Consider the following 18,425-nt stretch of genomic DNA (forward strand, 5'->3'; position numbering starts at 1 on the left):
TCCCCTCACCTCCGTGTAGGCTGTCGTTGTCCTCTCTTTTGTTCTCGCCGACGGATGATTTCACGGTATAGTCTTAAGTAGTTACTGGTCATCTGTTTGTTGGTAAATCTTTGAGTCACATACAAACGCAGCTTCGCTGGTGACGGGTAGTTTTTTTGCTGTGCTTTTCGTGCCATTTGGCTAACCGATTTGCAAATCAACTGTGGAAAGCCCGAGAGCACCTCGGGAACGGAGCCGTTTTTTAATGCCAGCACCGGTGTTCCACAAGCCATGGCCTCAACCATAACGAGTCCAAATGGCTCTTCCCACAGTGTCGGAAACAACAGACACTCTGCATGTTTCAGCAATTTCTGTTTCTGATCGCCTCCAACTGCCCCCACATAGCGTATATTCGGATTACGCTGAATTCGTTTCTGAATCTCTTTGCGGAAAAATTCTGGAGCTTTGATAGGACCTGCAATAAGCAGTTTTTTTCCTGTTCGTTCTGCAACCTGAATGGCCTGCAATACACCTTTATTTCGTATAATTCTGCCCATGAACAGCAAGTAGCCACGCTTCTCACTGCTGAACTCGTATTCATGTGTGTTAATGCCGTTATAGATATAAAATCCTTTGCCCCTGCCCATCAGCTGACGTGCTCGTTTACTGACATATACCGGGTTTTTACCGTGTCTCTTCACTGGAAGATGAACGGTGCATACTGATGGACAAGGCAGCTTCCTACGCCCTACAGCAGAACGAAAGGTATGATCATGAATGATATGTGTGTCGGAAGGCATATGCCGGAGTACATATTGGGGGATCTGACTATGTTTCAAACCCTTGGGATAGGTAATCAACCGCGCACTGCTCCTGCTCCCAAGAGCGGCAAAAAGAGATACATGATGCCCTCGTCTCACCAATTCCTCAGTTAATTCATGCACGACCTTTTCCGTGCCGCCCTTGTTGGAGGGTACCGGCTGTGCATCTGGATAGTTAGAAATGACCTGAACAATGGTTAGACGCCGTTTTTTGAGTGCTTTATTCTGTTTTGAAGCCATACGAATTCCCCTTCCTGACCGGAAATACGGTGTGATCCTTACAATGTCAACGGGAATCAGAGCATACTCCCGTACAAGTTATAAATTGTAGTATATAGGTATGTATATTTTGCGTGATTGCTTGTGCCAATCGTCTGCAAGTCGCTTTTTGTCATACGAGCCTATCTATAAGTGGAGTCTATACAATTTGTCAAGCCAAAATTAAGGAGAAAATTCTCATCGTTTTCTAATAAATGAGGACAAAGCGTTGGGGTAACAGGTTTGTAACCATGAGTGGTAAATTCCGGATATTTTATTTGTGTTATTGTCATTTCAGGACATCAACACAATACGAATAACGGAGGAATTTATATATGAAACATACTTCTAAAAAATTGTGGATGGGTATTTGCTTTACTATGACTTTGGCATTGAGCGCAGGGAGCTTCGTCGTTGGACCAGCCACCACTCATGCTGCTTCGGTAAGTAAAGCTGATCGGATTATTTCTAAAGGCTCCCAGTTTATGGGCGTGCGTTATGAGCATGGAGCCCCAGCTGGCAATACAAGCTCTTTTGACTGCTCTTCATTCACTCAATATGTATTTGCACAAAATGGCATTAAGCTACCACGTTCGTCTAGACAGCAATCAACTGTTGGCACTTTTGTACCGCGTAGTCAGCTGAAAAAAGGCGATTTGGTCTTTTTCTATGCACCAATTCATCATGTAGCCATTTACATGGGGAACGGCAAAATTCTGCATACGTATGGTAAAGGCGGCGTAACGGTTACAGATCTAAATTCCGGATGGTGGAGTCGCAATTACACAACAGCACGTCGTGTCCTTTAGAATAAATTTTAGATGATAAAAAGGGCTGTCCCGCTAGTAGATATATCTACTGGAGGGACAGCCTTTCCTGTTGTCTTTGGGGCAGCGTGACGATGACTACCGTTCCTTCTCCTTCTACGCTCTCCATGCGTATCGTACCCTGATGGGCATCTGTAATTGCCTTGGCAATTGGCAACCCCAGCCCCGTTCCTCCGGTTTTACGATGCCTGGAGCTATCTACCCGATAAAATCGTTCAAAGACCCGCTTGATCTCGCCCTCAGGTATTCCGATCCCATAATCCTTAACCTGGATATAGACATCCTTTTCATCTGTAGATAACCCTATTTCGATCTCATCCGAGCTGTATTTTAATGCATTATCCAGCAGGATCACTAGCAACTGCTTTATTTTTGTCAGATTGGCATCCAGCCAAATTTCGTTCTCTTCTGTTAAAATAGAAATTTGACGATCATGTACAGGCTTGAGATGCGCTACCACCTGTTGACAACAACCGATCATTTCTATCCGCTCATGCGGCTCAGGATCTTTCTGCTGTGAGGAGGCAAGAGTCAGCAACTGCTGTGTCATCGTACGCATTCGCTGAGTTTCTTCATAGATCGATTCAATGGATTCCTTACGAATGTCCTCGTCACGCGTGCCCCACCGCCGCAGCATGTTGGCATAGCCCTCAATAATCATAAGAGTGGTGTTCAGCTCATGTGAGGCATCTGAAACAAACTGCTGCTGGCTCTGAAAGCTTTCTTCTAATCTCTCCATCATTCGGTTAAAAGTGGCGGTCATTTGGGACAATTCATCTTGATTATGACTGCCAGCGGGGATTTTTTTAAATTTCAAGCTTCTTTCAATTTCCTGCATCGTTTGAATACTACTGGAAATCGGCAGCAATATGGCATTCGCCAAAATCGTGCTTCCTACCAAGCTTAGCAACATAGCCCCTACAGTCGATGTGATGAGAATCGTATTTAAAATATCGAGATTGGTTTCGAGTGCATCCCATTTTTCCACGATTTCCAGCGTCCCCTTCTGATTGCCCTCCAGAGAAAGCACAGGCAGATGGATAACCAGAATTTTATGACCCTGTACATCTGTCAGTTGAGAGCTTTGAGAAGTGTTAAAACGTATATCGCCCAGCTTAAAGCGGGACTGGCGACTTACTTCATACAAAAGTCGGGATTGCTGATCAAATACCCTCAAAATGGTATCTCCAGAAAGCTCATCTTTCAGTTTGGGGCCCCATGCATTCTTCAGAATCATCGTGGGTCCGGTTTCGGCAATGATTTCAGTCCACTTATTTTGCAGCACTTCTCTTTCATTTCGCGTAGCGATTTTGACGAACAATAGGTGAACTGTAACATCCACAAACAGGAGTATCGACATCACTAAAATAGAACTGAGCAGGGTGATTTTGGTCCGAAGCTTCACTAGTCTTCCTCCCGGATGAAGTACCCAACACCGCGCACGGTTTTTATCAATTTCTTTTTGTATCCATGATCAATTTTTTTGCGAACATACCGGATATACACATCTACGACATTCGTATCACCGACAAAATCAAATCCCCACACGTCCTGAATCATTTGATCCCGCTGCAATACCTGATTTTTGTGCTCCATCAGATAAAGAAGCAGATCATATTCTTTTGGCGTCAGTTCGATTCGGTTTCCTTCCCGCACTACTGACCTGGTTTTGCGTTCCAACACCAAACTATCCACTTGGAGCCTAGACGGCGGCTTGTCCTCTTCTTGTAAAGCGGTAGCTGTTGGCTCCATTTGATGCCTCATACTGGCCCGCATCCGCGCTAATAACTCCTCGATCTCAAAAGGCTTCGTAATGTAATCATTGGCACCTTCATCCAGACCTGAAACCTTATCAGGAGTCGTGTTACGTGCAGTGACCATAATTACTGGTGTATGATTGTCCACTTTTCGAATCTGCTTCAGTACCTCGACCCCGTTCATCTCCGGCAGCATTACATCCAAAATGATGATATCCCATGTACGTGCTAGAGCTTTTTCCAATCCTTCTCTGCCCGTCTGTGCGATTTCAACTGCATATCCTTCATGGGATAACTCCAACTGAAGCAATCTGGATATCTTCTCTTCATCATCAATGACCAGCACCGACTTTTCCATCGCAAAACCACCTATTTTCTATAGAAAAAACAAATGAGTAATGGAAATGACATTCATTTTTTATTTGATTTTAAGCTTTTATCCGTGTAGTCGCTCTATAATATAACTTTGTTATTCAATTTTTTGATGTTAAGGAGTAATTTATTCATGTTAATTAATGTAGATTATGCTTTATTTCACTGGATCAATGAACTGGCTAATTCCCTCGCCTTTTTGAATGGAACCATGCGTTTCTTGGCGCAATATGCACCATATTTATTCGGAGTGGCTTTGCTGATTTACTGGTTCACTTTTAAAATGCCGCATCGGATGATGGTTTTAGAAGCCGTTATAACGGTTTGTATCGGTTTTGTAATTAGTTGGGGCCTTGGACATTTGTTTTACAGAGATCGACCTTTTGTCGGACATTCAGTCATTCAGCTTGTTCACCATGATCCTAATGCTTCATTCCCAAGTAACCATGCACTTGGAGCGTTTGCTCTGGCTTCCATTTTATGGCTTCATCATCAAAAATTCCGTGTTCTCTGGGTTATCTTGGCTGTACTCATCGCAGTATCCCGCGTGTGGACCGGAGTGCATTATCCCTCGGATATTTTGGCAGGTGCGCTTATTGGTGCAGGTTGTGCCATTGGCGTTCATCAATTCATTCGAAGCCGGAAGCTTCCTGGCATCTTCATGCAGGCGGCTATTATATTTTATGGAAAATGGGAGCAGAAGCTGGGGCTCAATCCTGGTGAACAGGCCGGAACTAAGATGACTGAACACACTTCCTCTGTCCAAATGAAAAGCAGACGCTAAAGCGTCTACTTTTTTATATGCTTCATTTATTTATGCTACCTATTATGCTGTCGATTTGGAGCGAAGTGGCAGCATTCGTCGTTCTTCGTACCGCTGATAAAACCAAATACAAGCCGCCATCCAGCAGCCACTCATAAAATAGCCACCCACAACGTCGCTCGGATAATGTACGCCCAAATAAATGCGGCTCGTTCCGATTGCTACAATCAGCAGACTGCTGAGCACAATAAGAAGGATACGCCCCAGCCTAGAAGGAACATGCTTCCACACTAAAAATGTCAGCGCAGCGTACATGCTGAAAGCTGTCATGGAATGTCCGCTCGGAAAGCTGTATCCATTCTCTTCAATAATACGGTTAATCTCCGGTCTCGCACGCTGAAAAAGCAATTTCAGTATCGTATTCAGCATTACCGATCCCAACACACCAGCCGCCAAAAAAAGCAGTTCTCTGCGGTGTCCCAATACTCTATAAAGCACGAACATGGCAATTAAAATGATGATCACAACTGGAATCCCGCTGCCGATCATGGTGAAAAATTTCATTAGACGGGTCATGGCGGGCGACTCCAGCTGTCGAATAGCCGTAATAATTTTCTGGTCAAAATACCGTATTTGATGGTCGCTCACCCATAATGCGATTAAGCCAAAACCGAGCGCACATACTATACATGTGAGCAGTGCTAAGGAAATGGGCAGCTTTGTTGGTGTTTTCTTCATTTTCTATAGTTCCTCCATAACATTCATTGCGTGATAAAACAAAGTCCAGCATTAGCTTTCGTATATATCTTACTTTACCCATTTTTCTGTTATCATTTCATTCAAAGACTAGGTGCATCCTCCACATGTCGAAACCCATTTTTTTGGAAAAGGTGGGATCAGGCGCCCATGAGGTATCCCTGTTGGTATATAGCCGGGTGCTTTTTGCACGCTTCTCATGCAATAGCATCCGTCCTCCTTTATTTGATGATCATATCATTCTATGGACGTGGTTGGAGTTCTCATATAGCCTCTCCCAACTTTAAGAATCATTTTATAATATAAGGATTTCATATTGACTACAAAATCACAAGCGGAATGTAGCGAAAAAGCAGCATCAAAAAAGGACGCCATTCTAAGCCTTATAAACGGCTCGAATGACATCCTATGATTACACGTGGCATACTACAAGCGCAAATCTTAAGTTAAACAAATATCATCTTCTATTTAGGTTGGTGTGACTTCTCCAAGTTTAACCTTACTCTCTGCTTCCTCTATTGGATAGCGTCTGCGGAACCACAGCGACTGAAGCAGCAAAAAGGTGCCGCTTACTGTCCAATATAATGGCATGGCAGAAGGGGCATTAAAGGAAAAGACCGCCATCATAATCGGTGAAAGATAGCCCATGATCGCAAATTGCTTGCGCTGGTCAGGCGTCATCTGAAGCTGAGAAAGCTTGGCCTGTGCCAAGTATACAACTGCGACGACGATTGCCAAAATCCAGTCCGGCTGTCCGAGCCGGAACCATAGGAAGGAGTGAGACGCCAGCTCCGGGGTTAAGCGGATTGCAGTGTACATACCGCTCAAGATCGGGAGCTGAATGAGAATAGGCAGACAACCGATATTAAGCGGATTGAATTGATGCTCTTTATAAAGCGACATCATTTCCTGCTGCATACTCTGCTGGCTGGTGGTATCTTTCTTGTTTTCATACTTCTTCTTAATTCGGTCCAAGTCGGGCTGCATGGCGCTCATCTTACGCTTCATCCCCTGCTGGGCACGCGTTTGACGCATCATAAGAGGCAGTAAGGCCAGCCGGACAATGAATGTCAAAGTCATAATCGCCAGCCCAAAGCTTCCACCAAACCATTGCGCCAATTGCTGAATAAGCCAAGAAAGCGGGAACACCACGTAATGATTAAAAAATCCGGGTGTCTGTGCATTTATCTCCGCAGCATTCGCACCACAACCAGACAGCAGCATAACCACCGCCAACGCTACCATTAATCCTAATATCCGTTCTTTTTTACCCCAAAAGGTGAATCCCTTGAATCGTTTCATATGTTCCTCCTCGTTGATTGGCTGTGCCATCGTTCAACGAGGGAGAACAATCGGATGCATCTTCATCCGGCGCTTCCTTACGCCGGATATGTCGGGCCAGCCGGACAGGCATGTCCTGTCCACGGGCAGACATCGGCATCTGTGGAGAAGCATGCGACCTTACGGGCCCGCCTTCGACCCAGCATTCGGGTACATTGCCGTGCAAATGAGCGAGATATGCATAAGTCACTGTGCACAGCAAGCCGATTGTAAATAAATAAGGGAGTAGGTCCTGGAGCTCAAACAAGGGATTCACCTCCTTCGGTTTGTTGCTACAATTATAGCACGAAAACCGGACAAGCGACTAATCTTTAATTAGAGATACAGGTTGGACACAAGCAACTGAATTTAAGTATTTATGCTCAAAACAACCAAAATGTAAATACAACATGAAACTTTTGGGTTTATTTACAGTCTAATCAAAGGTGACTTTCTATAAAGCCTTACTCCCCTATTAACCATTAAAGGAGCCAGCGCGTATGAGAAAAACGATACACAGCACATTGTTTACAGGATTGGCGTTAGCCAGCATTGGGCTGCCCTTAATCAGCGATGGATTCACTGAAAAGGCAAGTGCAGAGCAATCTGCAGTCTCCATGAGTAACGCCGCTTATAGCACCACAATCCAGGCACCTGTGATCAAACCTTCCTGGTCTTTTCCCGTTATCCCAATCGATAGAAACCGATATCCAGATAAGGCGGTAGCAATAGCGGAAAACGGTAAGGTATTCGCGGTTGACTCGAACCATAGACTGGTTGCCCTTGAGGCCAGTTCGGGTCGGAAATTGTGGCAATATGGTGATCAACTTACCCCTGTTTTAACGTACAACAAAGGTATCATCTACGGAATGACACGAAGCGGTTCTATCTATGCCGTTACAGAAGCTGGCAAGAAAGTGTGGTCCACTCCGCTTGGATTTACTGAAGCATATGGTATTCAGCGCATTGGTCCAACTATATATATTATGCAATCGGTGCAAACGGCTGCCATTGATGCTGTCAGTGGCAAGGTGAAGTGGAAAATCAGTGAGGATAAGAACTCATACAGTGGTTTGGGCGAAATAATGGAAACTGACGGTGTGCTTATCCGCAACTATAATGTACAGGGCAGCCTGACCTTTGAACAGATTAATGCCTATGACGCTAAAACCGGCAAAAAGCTTTGGGACAGCTTCAGAAGTTCTTTTCCACTGGCCGTTAAAGACGGGATTGTCTACTCTGTTGCCAATACGTTTATGATTGATGATGACCCGGTAAATCGAAAAGTTACGATAGCACAGTACGACCTCAAGACAGGTGAATCCAAAGGAGATCGTCAGTACCGATGGACTGAGGCTGAAAATAAAGATGGCACTTTCCAATCTGGAGGCATATACGGTTCTGCTTTTTTGTACGGTAAAGACCTTTATGTCTTTCAGGGAAAGATACTAGCTTCCTATGACTTCTGGAACTATAAACCAGATAGCAAACCTGCTCGCAAGTGGGCGCAAAATGGCTATGATCAACTTGTTCCTTTATTGTCTATTCATGAAGGTCGCATGTTCTACCAAGATTTTAGTACATCCAGACTGACTGCTATGAAGCTGTCCTCAGGTCAATTCATTCATTACGACGGCGATAATCCGACCGTTCAAGCTGACGTATTCGGTAAAGGAGTCTATGTCGGGCAATCAGATGGCGTATTTCATGGCTATGATTTGATGAGCTTAAAGCCCGTGTTTGCTGTCAACACAGGCTCACGCTCCTTCGGTCCAACGCTCAAATCCGGTGGAATGATATTTATTCAAAGCGGAAACCGTCTGCTTGGCGTCAAGCTCCCTGCTTCTTTAAAATAAGACCAAAGATTTTAAGCAGCATTCTCGCTGGAACAGCAAAAGGTTAACGGATAGCAAGCATACGATTCAATGCTAGTACAGCATCCTGTCTGATCTGAGCATCCACACGAATCACACCCACAGGCTCACCCCGATCAAACTGCTCCATTGCCCACAGCAAATGGGGAAGATCGATCCGGTTCATGGTCAGACAGGGACACATATCGGGATTGAGCGATTCAATCTGCTGTTCAGGGTACTGCTGTTTGATTCGTTGCACGAGATTCATTTCTGTGCCAACAGCCCATTGGGTTCCCGGCTCTGCCGCGCGAATGGTATCGATGATGAATTTTGTGGAGCCCGCGCAATCTGCGAGCTGTACGACCTCATAAGAGCATTCGGGGTGCACGATGACCCGGATGTTCTTATCACGCTCGCGGACATTGCGAATGTGATCTACCGTGAATTTTTCATGAACAGAGCAATGTCCTTTCCATAAAATAATTTTTACGGTTGCCGGGTCCTGTTCAGTCTCCAGCTGATCGGTCATGGGATTCCACACGGCCATTTCATTTAGCGGAATTCCAAGATCGTAAGCTGTATTGCGGCCCAAATGCTGATCCGGCAAAAACAAAATACGTTCCTTTTGCTTCAGCGCCCATTCCAGCACTTGTTTGGCATTCGAAGAGGTCACGGTAGCCCCGCCATGTCGCCCTACAAAGGCTTTGATCTCTGCTGTGGAATTTACATACGTTAACGGTATGATCGTATCTCCTACCCATTCCTGTAAATGCTTCCATGCTCGTTCTGTCTGCTCCACATTCGCCATATCTGCCATCGAGCAGCCTGCACGCATATCCGGCAGGACAACAGTCTGTCGATCAGTAGTCAGCATATCCGCTGTCTCGGCCATAAAATGTACCCCACAAAATACAATAAACTCCGCTTCCTGATTTTGTGCAGCCATTTGAGCAAGCTGTAGAGAATCTCCTGTTATATCAGCAAACTGAATAACCTCGTCCTTCTGATAGTGATGGCCCGGTATAAGCAGCTTGGGTCCCCATTTTTGTTTCAACTCGGCCACTCGCTGCTCCATGTCAGCAACCGTCAGTGTCTTATAATGCTCTGGTATAAGCCCTCTATTTCCTTGTAAAATGTCAAGCATAGACATTAGAATCCCTCCATATCGATGCGGCTGATCGTTTCCGCTCTCACGAACAGATAACCGCTTTGTGTACATAACTGTTTACAAGTGTCTTGACACTTATATTTACACATGACTACAATAATCTCAAGAGTTTTTGAATGGAATTATTTTTAAGCAGGGAGGAATTACTGTGATTTATCTGGACTATGCCGCTTCCACACCTATGTGTGACGAAGCTTTAAATATGTATAACGTATTAAATAAGGAAATGTTCGGAAATGCCAGCAGCCTCCATGATGCGGGCGGTCAAGCAGCCTACACGCTGGATTACAGCAGGCAACGAATAGCAAATATGATTGGCGGGCAAAAGGAAGGCATCTATTTTACAACCGGGGGAACAGAATCCAATATGTTGATTGTGCAATCAATCCTGAACGGGTTGCCGCCGCATAAAAAGCATTGGATCATGAGCGCTTTGGAACATCACTCGATGTACAACCTTGCTACTTTGCTGGAACGTCAGGGCTATGAACTGACCATTGTGCAACCGGATCGGGAAGGACGAATGACTCGCGAAGCTCTTTTACCTCACCTGAGAGAAAACACCGGACTTGTATCTGTACAACACGCCAATTCGGAAACGGGACTGGTTCAGGACCTTGCTGCCATATCTCCCCTGCTACACGAACGGGGTATTTTGCTGCACAGTGATGCGGTACAGACATTTGGGAATATTCTCTTAGATGTAGAAGCCATGGGAGTAGATGCACTCTCTGTATCGAGCCATAAAGTGTATGGCCCCAAAGGTGTCGGTGCTGCATATCTCAAACCCGGAACCCCGTGGCGTCCCGTGTACCCTGATACGCTACATGAAAACGGATTTCGTCCTGGAACGGTTAATGTTCCCGGGATTGCAGCCTTTGTCGCGGCGGCAGAAATGATGACCGAACAGATGGAGTCGCATCAGGAGCGATATGCTACCCTGAGAAGACACTTTATTAGGAAAATTCAGGAAAGATCCATTCCGTTACGTTGGGTCGTACAGGAAAGCGAGAATAAAGCAGTGCTTCATCATATAGTTGGATGTTTTTTTCACGGTTACGAGGGACAATATGTTATGCTGGAATGTAATCGCAGAGGTGTCTGTATATCAACCGGAAGCGCATGTGCCGCCGGACACCACGATCCTTCGCCTGCCTTACAAGCGCTTGGAGCATCCGACCGTGAAGCATTACAATTTATCCGTATTTCTTTCGGAAGGGCAACCACCATCGAGGAATTGAATGTACTGGTAGATATTTTGACAGACCTGACGCATCGACAAGAAAGGAGCTTATCCCGTTGACTGAATCTTTAAAGCGGTCAGGTACGGATCGCCGCGAGCAGCTGCTGTTGTGGCTGAAGAGCGAATCACCGCTGACCGGGAGCGAACTGGCACGCAGATCCTCCGTTTCCAGACAAGTAATTGTACAGGATATTTCCCTGTTAAAAGCAAGCCAAGAGCCTATCCTTGCAACGAGTCAAGGATACATTTATATGGAGCCTGCGGGTCAGACAGCCCCCTTAGCCTCACGTATTATTGTGTGTAAACATCGACCTGAACAGACAGAAGAGGAACTAAAGCTGATTGTGGACTACGGTGTAAGTGTGCAGGATGTTATTGTTGAGCATCCGGTATACGGGGATCTAACTGCTCCGATACGGGTTGGAACTCGCAAGGAAGTGGACGATTTTATCCGTAAAATCAGTTCCACCCAGGCCACTTATTTGTCCCAGCTGACGGGAGGCATCCACCTGCATACCTTGAATGCCTCGGATGAAGATAAAATTAACGATGCCTGCGCTGCACTGGAGCAAGCAGGCTTCCTGATGACGGACTAACTTAGTGCGCTATAGCGGAGTAAAGAAAATCCTGTCCAGTATGTGGAGTGCAACTGTGCTCCACATGGACGGTATGTAAGTAGCGAGAAATAAAAAAATCCCGGCCCCCTCATATAAGGGAATCGGGAATGAACTATGTGAGCTTAATTTCAAGCAACTCATATTTGATTACAGCCATGGGTGCATCCACATGAATGATACTGCCCACTTCTTTCCCCAAAAGTGCCTTGCCTAAAGGACTCTCATAGGAAATTTTGTTATCCAGAACATCCGCCTCAGCAGGACTTACAATTTTGTATTCCATCTTCTCCGAAAATTCGATGTCATTCAGAATGACAGTCGATCCGATACTAACGGTTCTAAGGTCTAAATTACTCTCGTCCACGACCCGGGCTTTGGTCAGCATCTTCTCCAATATGAGAATGCGGGTTTCCATAAATGCTTGGTCGTCCTTGGCTGAGTGATACTCACTATTTTCCTTCAAATCACCGTAGCTGATAGCCAACTTAAGCCGTTCGGCTAGCTCCTTACGTTTTACGGTCTTCAGTTCCTTAAGCTCATCCTCTAGCTTGGCCAATCCCTCTTTAGTTAACAATACTTCTTCATTCGACATATTTTATCTACAACTCCTATTTCAGCATTTGCTTAATTCCAATTCAACGCTCAAAAATACAATAAACGAACTAAACCGTTTCGGTCTAAACATTGCTGATTGGAAACGCTCTTGGGATGTATGCAAATTGCTCATTTGGCTTGCTTTATTGTAGTTTACTCTAAATCGGACCAACATGCGAAATAAATTACTGATAATAGTAGCCAACTACCTTCAGCCAGGGTGATTCTTATAGTAACCAATGCTCTCTTATTCGCATATCGTATGATCATAACGTATATTGATGAGCACATGCAGTGCCGCTGTCCTTGTCCCGAATTTTGTGAAAACCAGGCAGGAGCAGTATATGGCGGGAGGAAGATTCAATGGCTTCCTTAGGAAAGAATGGTAATGGGAATGGGAATCGTAAATCCAAATCCCCCCCCAACGGTCAAAAGAAAAATGGATTAAACAGTAATTCGGCTATCTTTTCTGCTCTTCAAGGGAAAAATGTGGAGGTCTTAGTGGCAGCCCTCCTACTAACGGGAAAACTAAACGTCGATTCCGTGACTTTATACAGACAAGCAACATTATTTTTAGGCCTCACTGGAAAATACAAAACATTAGCATCTACTCCTTCCAATGTCGATAATATGGTAAAATTTTTAAATGATAATGGAAATATGACACTTGATCAAGTAATACAGGCCTTTTCACAGAAAGTAAACAATTAACAAGTGGCGAAAGGAGATACTTGTGGTGAGTGAGTTTGATGGAGAATATTTTGCAGAGGTTGTCATTATTGTGATACTAGTTGCCTTGTTCTTCTATGGCTCCTCAGATATAGAGGGACTGTCTGCTCAACCAACACAATCCTAAAATGATAGTACCCGCTGCGGGTACTTTTTTCATGCTTCTCTCTTATATAAATACAGCTCGACAGAACACCATAGTGGCAGACATATCGTAAAAATAAAATAGAGCATCTATAGACTCTCACGAGGTCAATAGATGCTCTTACTTTTTAACGGACCATCCTTTCTACTTAATGGCCCTTTACTTCTACACTTATCGTTTGACTAGAAACTTCTCCTGAAGCATTGACTAACTCGGCCCGATACTCGTATGTACCCGGCTTTTGATTTTGGATGTTGGTGACTGCACTTTGGGCCTGCGGGCTTTGGCTTGGAAGATCCTGGGCGTCGATCAGTTCTCCATTTTCATATAAGTTGTATTTTGTCGCATTCGTGCCCCACCACATGTTCATTGTAAGGGTGTAGGTGCCGTCACCGTCCCAATTGTCATGAGACAGCACTGGAATACCAGGCGAAGCATCGGTCACTTCAACAGTTAACGGGTCGCTGGTCGTTTTACCAGAAGCGTTGATCAGTTCTACAGTATACGTGTAGGTACCATTGGTCTTGCCTGTAACAGGAATGACTGCATGCTGTGCTCCAGGGGAAGCAGCTTGCAATGATTCGGTGCCAATCAGCTTGTCGTTTTCATACAACTTGAGTTCATCACCATTCGTACCCCACCACAGATTCATGGTGATGTTGTAGTTGCCATCCTTCAGTCCAGTGTCCTGCCCGTTATCATGCGACAGCACAGGTTTTCCCGGCACTTCACCTACAGCAGTCTTTTTGACTCTAACGGCTACAGGATTGGATACCACTGTTTGACCGTCCAAGGTGACGCTGGCTGTAATCTCCGCGCTCCCCTCTTTTAGGGCCTTAAGTTCTCCATAAGTATCCAGTGAAACGGATTCATGACTGCTGATATACTGAACAGAAGCGCGGCTTAAATCAGCTTCGCTGCCATCTGTCAGCGTACCCTTGAGATGTGTCGCTGCCGTATCCCCAATGTTGAGGGTCGTTTGATCCATTGAAAGCTCTACTTCCTGCAAAGCTGCGCCTGCCTGAGCTGAAAAATCATCCAGTCCACGCGGTTTCAACTGATAATTCCCTTTGAAAATCGCCGAAATTCCCTTCAGCTTCACTTGCTGTCCTTCTTGATATGGAAAAGATGTCCGTGTTAAGCCTGTACGTGCATCGACGCGCACATGGTGACTTACTTCACCAGATACTGCATCAAATTCAAACGAACCTGCGGGAGTCGCGTCTATCACATTACGAATCATTGCCGTAGGAAGCTCAACCAACTGTCCTTGGTTCGCATCACTGAGTTCGATGATTTGTACAGCTTCCGGAAGTTGTCCTTCTCCCGTTTTTTCAATTGCCACTGGATCGGTTAACTCTAGCTCACTATTATACAGTGCCAAGCTTGCTGTAAGCTTTACTCGATCCCCTTGATGAAAGCCGCTTTGGTTCTGATATACATAAATACCGCCACTTTCATCCTGCATGTAAAAGGCTTGACCACCGAATGCACCTGGTTCTGTCGTCACAATACCCTCTAAGGTCACGACTTTGCCAGCCGGGAGACTCCGTGCTTCTGCGACACTGATACGAGCTGGAACCGTATTGCCTTCCTCAGGCAACGGCTGGGCCGGGACATCAGCCAGCACGACGGATTGGGTCAGCAGATTGCTGCCGTTTTGCCTCAGTCTAAGATTAGCTGAACCACTGGTTCCCGGCTTGATCCGCACCGTCAAGTCCTTATAGGCATGCCCTTTGCCGTTGGACTCCAAACTAAATGTTCCGCTATAGCCGTAAGAGGTTGGCCAGCTTCCATCCGGATTTTGAATCTGGGCTACTTGATTGCCGCCCGCTACATAAATACCTGTGCTAAATCCGCTAATCGTGCTGTTAGGAGCCAGTTGGTCGGCAGTAACTCGAATTTGAAAAGGCTGTGCATTGGGCAGCTGCTCTTGACGAACGATGCTGTACACTGGTTGCGCACTGGCTGTAGATCCGCCATAGGACCCTGCCTTGAATGTTCGCTGATCCCACCATTTGTAGCCGGCTGCGGGAGCGGACCAAGGCTCGGCTTGTGGTTCCGTGGAAGTCTGTGGCTCTTCAAAAGGCAGTAATGCCGTCGGCTGGTCCAGCTGTAAGCTTTTCACTTCCGTCAGACTGGTATACTCCTCCTTGTTGGACAACCAGTCTACGATATTGACCAGTAACACGGCGTCATCCTGCTCCTTAAAGCCGTCATACGTTGTCTTCTTGGTTCCTGTCTCTTCGCGCAAATATTTTGGCGTTGCATCTTCGACAGGAGACGAGTCCCCAATGAAAGCAGCTTTGCCTAGTCCTACTTTCGATACAGCTGCATAAGGTCCTTCTGGAATTCCGCCTCCGTTATAAACGCCCTGATCTACCGCGTTGCCCCAAGCCTGATTGGTTTTAGGAAGATATACGATTCCCTTGGCTTTCGCTGGGTCGATAATCGCGAGTGTTGATCCTGCATGCATTGCCACATTACTCACTCCAGCTGTAATGCCAAACGCCTGCGCTGGCTCGACAATCTGATTGGCCGTGATATCGCCTAATGCATTGTAGCGAAAGCGCACACCAAACTGGCTGCCCAGCCAATCTGAGCTGACTACGCCCTGCATCGCTGCTGAGCTTTTTTCTTCTGCACTCATTCCCTTCGCAGGGTCTTCCCATGCACCACGACGGTAGCCATTAATGCTCTCCGATCCGTCCCAGCGATTCTTGTTGCGGTCCGCGTTATAATGATCTCCAATGAAAAAAATACTATTGCCTGCTTTTACATACTGCTCCATTGCAGCCTGTTCGCTCTGTTTAAAAGGAATATTTGGCTCTGCCGTAACAAATACATCATAATTCTTTAGATCATTGTAAGTAATAGGCGTAGATTGGCGAAGCTCGTGTACATCATAGCCATTGCTCGCGAGGGCTTGGCCGAAGTCTGAAAATCCACCATCAATCACCCAATCTGCTGCGCCAGCTGTCTGTCCATGTGTATTATCAAACAGCACTTTTTTACCAGCGTTCTCATTGACCACTTTCGCAGCAATGAAGGGGGCTGGGTCCGCCGGACCTTCTGCCCGTACCGGTTGTATGCTGCCCGCAACACCAGCGTACAACGATAAAGTGAAAACCATAGCAGTTGCGTATTTGAAGCTACGGGATGTAAAGCGACGAAAGATTCCCATTATTCTCCTCCTGTTTGTTGGTTTAAAGCCCCTCTGGGGGGGCATCAGATACAAATTTTAGCATTCATTTATGTTCGAATATGCATTGTTTTGTAAATCTTTAGGAATAATGAATAGGAAGTAAATTCCAATAAAAGAGATACACCGTATGCAGCAATGTGAGTACCGCAAATAGGATTTTCCCAGCAGCCCGGGGTCTCCTTTCCCCTGTAATCAGCTTTGCGCCATTCACGATCAATACCCATACGGCAATGAGAGCTGAAATGAGCGGTAACGTGCAAATTCCCCAGATGTACCAGGCGGAATAGCCATACACTATCTGATTGTTACCATAGATGACCTGCACCCCGAGAAAAATCGAATTTAGTGACGCAATGAATGCAAGGTTGGACGAAATGTGATTATTCGTTTTACGGATATCTCTGATCACATATCTTACGATCCAAATCAGCAAGGTTGTGATGAAAAATAAGGAGGCGGCAGCGTAGCTGACAAGTAGAGTCCAGGTACGGTGCCAAAGTGTCGTCTGCTTCATGGTCTTACTATCTGGGGCAACCATCATCCAAGTACCGTTTTCCTGGTATAGCAAAATTTTAAGCTGGCCCCCCTTTTCCACAAACAATCCATCACCTGCTGCTTGAAACACTTTGTCTGTTGCTTCATTCTCATTTGGGTGTTTTCCTTTAACAATTAACGTATGATCATCTTGAATTCGCACGGTGTATGTAATGCTTCCCAGTATCCGAATCCATTTTCCCCAACCATGAACAGGATTAGAATCCACCTGATATACGCCCTCGATCTCTGGCGAAAGTTTCACTTGTGTGGAAGAGCGAGCTAGTGACTGCGAAACGGCCTGCGGCTCTGAGGGCAGCATTTGGGCTATCGCATTGATGACTTTTCCATGAAGCAGGGTGTCCGTGTCAGCTGAATTAATGATCACAAAAATACCAATCTTTTGGGACGGAATCAATACCATCTCAGAAATAAAATCATCAATTTCCCCGGTAGCCCACAGCATAGGTACTCCCGTCTCCAAATGACCACGAAAAAATCCGTAGCCCACGCCATCCAAGCGTGCATCGACTGCAAATTGCTGCGCATGCATCACTTTTACCGTATGTGGCTGGAGCACCACTTTGCCCTCATACTTGCCTTGGTTTAAATGAGTGATCAGATAATGGGAAAACTCGTTGGGTGTGACGTTCAACGCTCCTGCTCCCGGCAGATTGATATACGACAAAGGCTGTTTCAAATACGCTCCATCCTTCCACTGATACGACTGGGCCAGTGCAGGATGATTTAACGGCAATTCCAGTGTCGCGCTGGGCATATTCATCGGCTGGAACAGATGTGTACGGAGGTAATCATTCAGTCCCTGACCGCTTACTTGCTCCACGATATTACCGATCAGACCGTAGGCGACATTGCTGTAATCATACTGAACTCCAGGTTTGCGGATGGGAGGCTGATTTTGAAAATACGTGCTGAGATACTGCTCTGTGGGCAAAACGCCTGCCCGAGTTGAGCTGTTAATGTTGTACAGCGCTTCATCCAATCCCGAGGTATGTGTCAAAAGCTGATGCAAATTGAAAGGCTGATTTTGGTATTGCGTAGCTTTATAGCTGTGGAGATAGCTGTTCACGTCTTCATTCAAATCAAGCTTGTTTTGCTCAACCAGCTGCATCGTGGCACTTGCACTAAATGATTTGGTTAGAGAGCCGACACGAACAATGGTCTTTGCTGGATCAAATGCCACGTTCCGCTCCAGATCTGCATATCCATAGCCTTTACTAAAAAGGATTTGGTTTTCCTGGGTCACGACGACTGCAGCCCCCGGAATATGCAATTTTTCCAATTCTGTACTCATGATATTGTCCACTGTTTTTTCCAATGAATCAGGTGTTATGCTGTCTGTTGCCCATGCCGAAGCAATGAGCAGGTTCCAGAGAAACAACGCTGCTAAAAATGTGGATAGGTAGCAAAAGCCTTTATTCTTCATATTGAAGTACCATCCTTACGTATGAAGTTGATTT

At 45.6% G+C, this 18,425-nt stretch carries 16 protein-coding genes; 6 read left to right on the forward strand and 10 right to left on the reverse strand.

Annotated features, from left to right (window positions below; genetic code table 11):
• Positions 1–5 precede the first annotated feature (5 nt).
• Positions 6–1,040 (reverse strand): glycosyltransferase family 4 protein, encoded by a 1,035-nt coding sequence (locus MKX59_RS15965; RefSeq protein ID WP_023988465.1) that lies wholly within the window; start codon positions 1,038–1,040, stop codon positions 6–8.
• 353 nt (positions 1,041–1,393) lie between these two features.
• Here MKX59_RS15965 and MKX59_RS15970 point away from each other — a divergent pair, with 353 nt between their 5' ends.
• Positions 1,394–1,867, forward strand: a complete 474-nt coding sequence (locus tag MKX59_RS15970) for a C40 family peptidase (protein WP_023988464.1) — start codon at positions 1,394–1,396, stop codon at positions 1,865–1,867.
• Positions 1,868–1,913: 46 nt separating this feature from the next.
• Here the strand turns inward: MKX59_RS15970 and MKX59_RS15975 are convergent, their stop codons facing one another.
• Positions 1,914–3,290, reverse strand: a complete 1,377-nt coding sequence (locus MKX59_RS15975; RefSeq protein WP_028541385.1) for a sensor histidine kinase — start codon at positions 3,288–3,290, stop codon at positions 1,914–1,916.
• Complete coding sequence (locus MKX59_RS15980) at positions 3,290–4,000, reverse strand: response regulator transcription factor (RefSeq protein WP_075154156.1); 711 nt, start codon at positions 3,998–4,000, stop codon at positions 3,290–3,292. The genes MKX59_RS15975 and MKX59_RS15980 overlap by 1 nt, the downstream gene beginning before the upstream one ends.
• 147 nt (positions 4,001–4,147) lie before the next feature.
• Here MKX59_RS15980 and MKX59_RS15985 point away from each other — a divergent pair, with 147 nt between their 5' ends.
• Positions 4,148–4,798: an undecaprenyl-diphosphatase gene (locus tag MKX59_RS15985; protein WP_340858527.1), complete on the forward strand. Its 651-nt coding sequence runs from the start codon at positions 4,148–4,150 to the stop codon at positions 4,796–4,798.
• Between the two features lie 42 nt (positions 4,799–4,840).
• On the opposite strand, the gene MKX59_RS15990 is transcribed toward MKX59_RS15985, so the two are convergent.
• From MKX59_RS15990 to MKX59_RS16000, 3 genes are all read right to left on the reverse strand, one after another.
• The gene (locus MKX59_RS15990) at positions 4,841–5,515 is read right to left on the reverse strand and encodes a phosphatase PAP2 family protein (RefSeq protein WP_076265375.1); all 675 of its coding nucleotides are present in this window, start codon (positions 5,513–5,515) and stop codon (positions 4,841–4,843) included.
• A gap of 486 nt (positions 5,516–6,001) precedes the next feature.
• Complete coding sequence (yidC, locus tag MKX59_RS15995) at positions 6,002–6,835, reverse strand: membrane protein insertase YidC (RefSeq protein WP_023988458.1); 834 nt, start codon at positions 6,833–6,835, stop codon at positions 6,002–6,004.
• Positions 6,801–7,121: a hypothetical protein gene (locus MKX59_RS16000; protein WP_023988457.1), complete on the reverse strand. Its 321-nt coding sequence runs from the start codon at positions 7,119–7,121 to the stop codon at positions 6,801–6,803. The genes yidC and MKX59_RS16000 overlap by 35 nt, the downstream gene beginning before the upstream one ends.
• A gap of 232 nt (positions 7,122–7,353) precedes the next feature.
• Between MKX59_RS16000 and MKX59_RS16005 the strand changes: the two genes are divergently transcribed.
• Positions 7,354–8,709 carry an outer membrane protein assembly factor BamB family protein gene (locus MKX59_RS16005; protein ID WP_023988456.1) on the forward strand — a complete coding sequence of 452 codons (1,356 nt, stop codon included), beginning with the start codon at positions 7,354–7,356 and terminating at the stop codon, positions 8,707–8,709.
• 43 nt (positions 8,710–8,752) lie between these two features.
• Here MKX59_RS16005 and nadA read toward each other — a convergent pair whose 3' ends face one another.
• Positions 8,753–9,859, reverse strand: a complete 1,107-nt coding sequence (gene nadA, locus MKX59_RS16010; RefSeq protein ID WP_028541388.1) for a quinolinate synthase NadA — start codon at positions 9,857–9,859, stop codon at positions 8,753–8,755.
• Between the two features lie 166 nt (positions 9,860–10,025).
• Here nadA and MKX59_RS16015 point away from each other — a divergent pair, with 166 nt between their 5' ends.
• Together MKX59_RS16015 and MKX59_RS16020 are read left to right on the forward strand one after the other, a co-directional pair.
• Positions 10,026–11,180 (forward strand): IscS subfamily cysteine desulfurase, encoded by a 1,155-nt coding sequence (locus MKX59_RS16015; protein ID WP_028541389.1) that lies wholly within the window; start codon positions 10,026–10,028, stop codon positions 11,178–11,180.
• Positions 11,177–11,716 carry a transcription repressor NadR gene (locus tag MKX59_RS16020; protein WP_028541390.1) on the forward strand — a complete coding sequence of 180 codons (540 nt, stop codon included), beginning with the start codon at positions 11,177–11,179 and terminating at the stop codon, positions 11,714–11,716. The genes MKX59_RS16015 and MKX59_RS16020 overlap by 4 nt, the downstream gene beginning before the upstream one ends.
• A 133-nt stretch (positions 11,717–11,849) precedes the next feature.
• On the opposite strand, the gene greA is transcribed toward MKX59_RS16020, so the two are convergent.
• Entirely contained in the window at positions 11,850–12,329 is a 480-nt protein-coding gene (gene greA, locus MKX59_RS16025) for a transcription elongation factor GreA (RefSeq protein WP_013310174.1), read from the reverse strand.
• Positions 12,330–12,694: 365 nt separating this feature from the next.
• Between greA and MKX59_RS16030 the strand changes: the two genes are divergently transcribed.
• A complete protein-coding gene (locus MKX59_RS16030; protein ID WP_023988452.1) occupies positions 12,695–13,042 on the forward strand; it encodes a hypothetical protein in 348 nt (115 codons plus the stop codon).
• 311 nt (positions 13,043–13,353) lie between these two features.
• Here the strand turns inward: MKX59_RS16030 and MKX59_RS16035 are convergent, their stop codons facing one another.
• Complete coding sequence (locus tag MKX59_RS16035; RefSeq protein WP_340858534.1) at positions 13,354–16,389, reverse strand: chitinase N-terminal domain-containing protein; 3,036 nt, start codon at positions 16,387–16,389, stop codon at positions 13,354–13,356.
• Between the two features lie 100 nt (positions 16,390–16,489).
• Complete coding sequence (locus MKX59_RS16040) at positions 16,490–18,391, reverse strand: serine hydrolase domain-containing protein (RefSeq protein WP_340858535.1); 1,902 nt, start codon at positions 18,389–18,391, stop codon at positions 16,490–16,492.
• Between the last annotated feature and the right edge of the window lie 34 nt (positions 18,392–18,425).

It is taken from the genome of Paenibacillus sp. FSL R7-0340, from assembly GCF_038002205.1.
Lineage (GTDB): Bacteria > Bacillota > Bacilli > Paenibacillales > Paenibacillaceae > Paenibacillus > Paenibacillus polymyxa_B.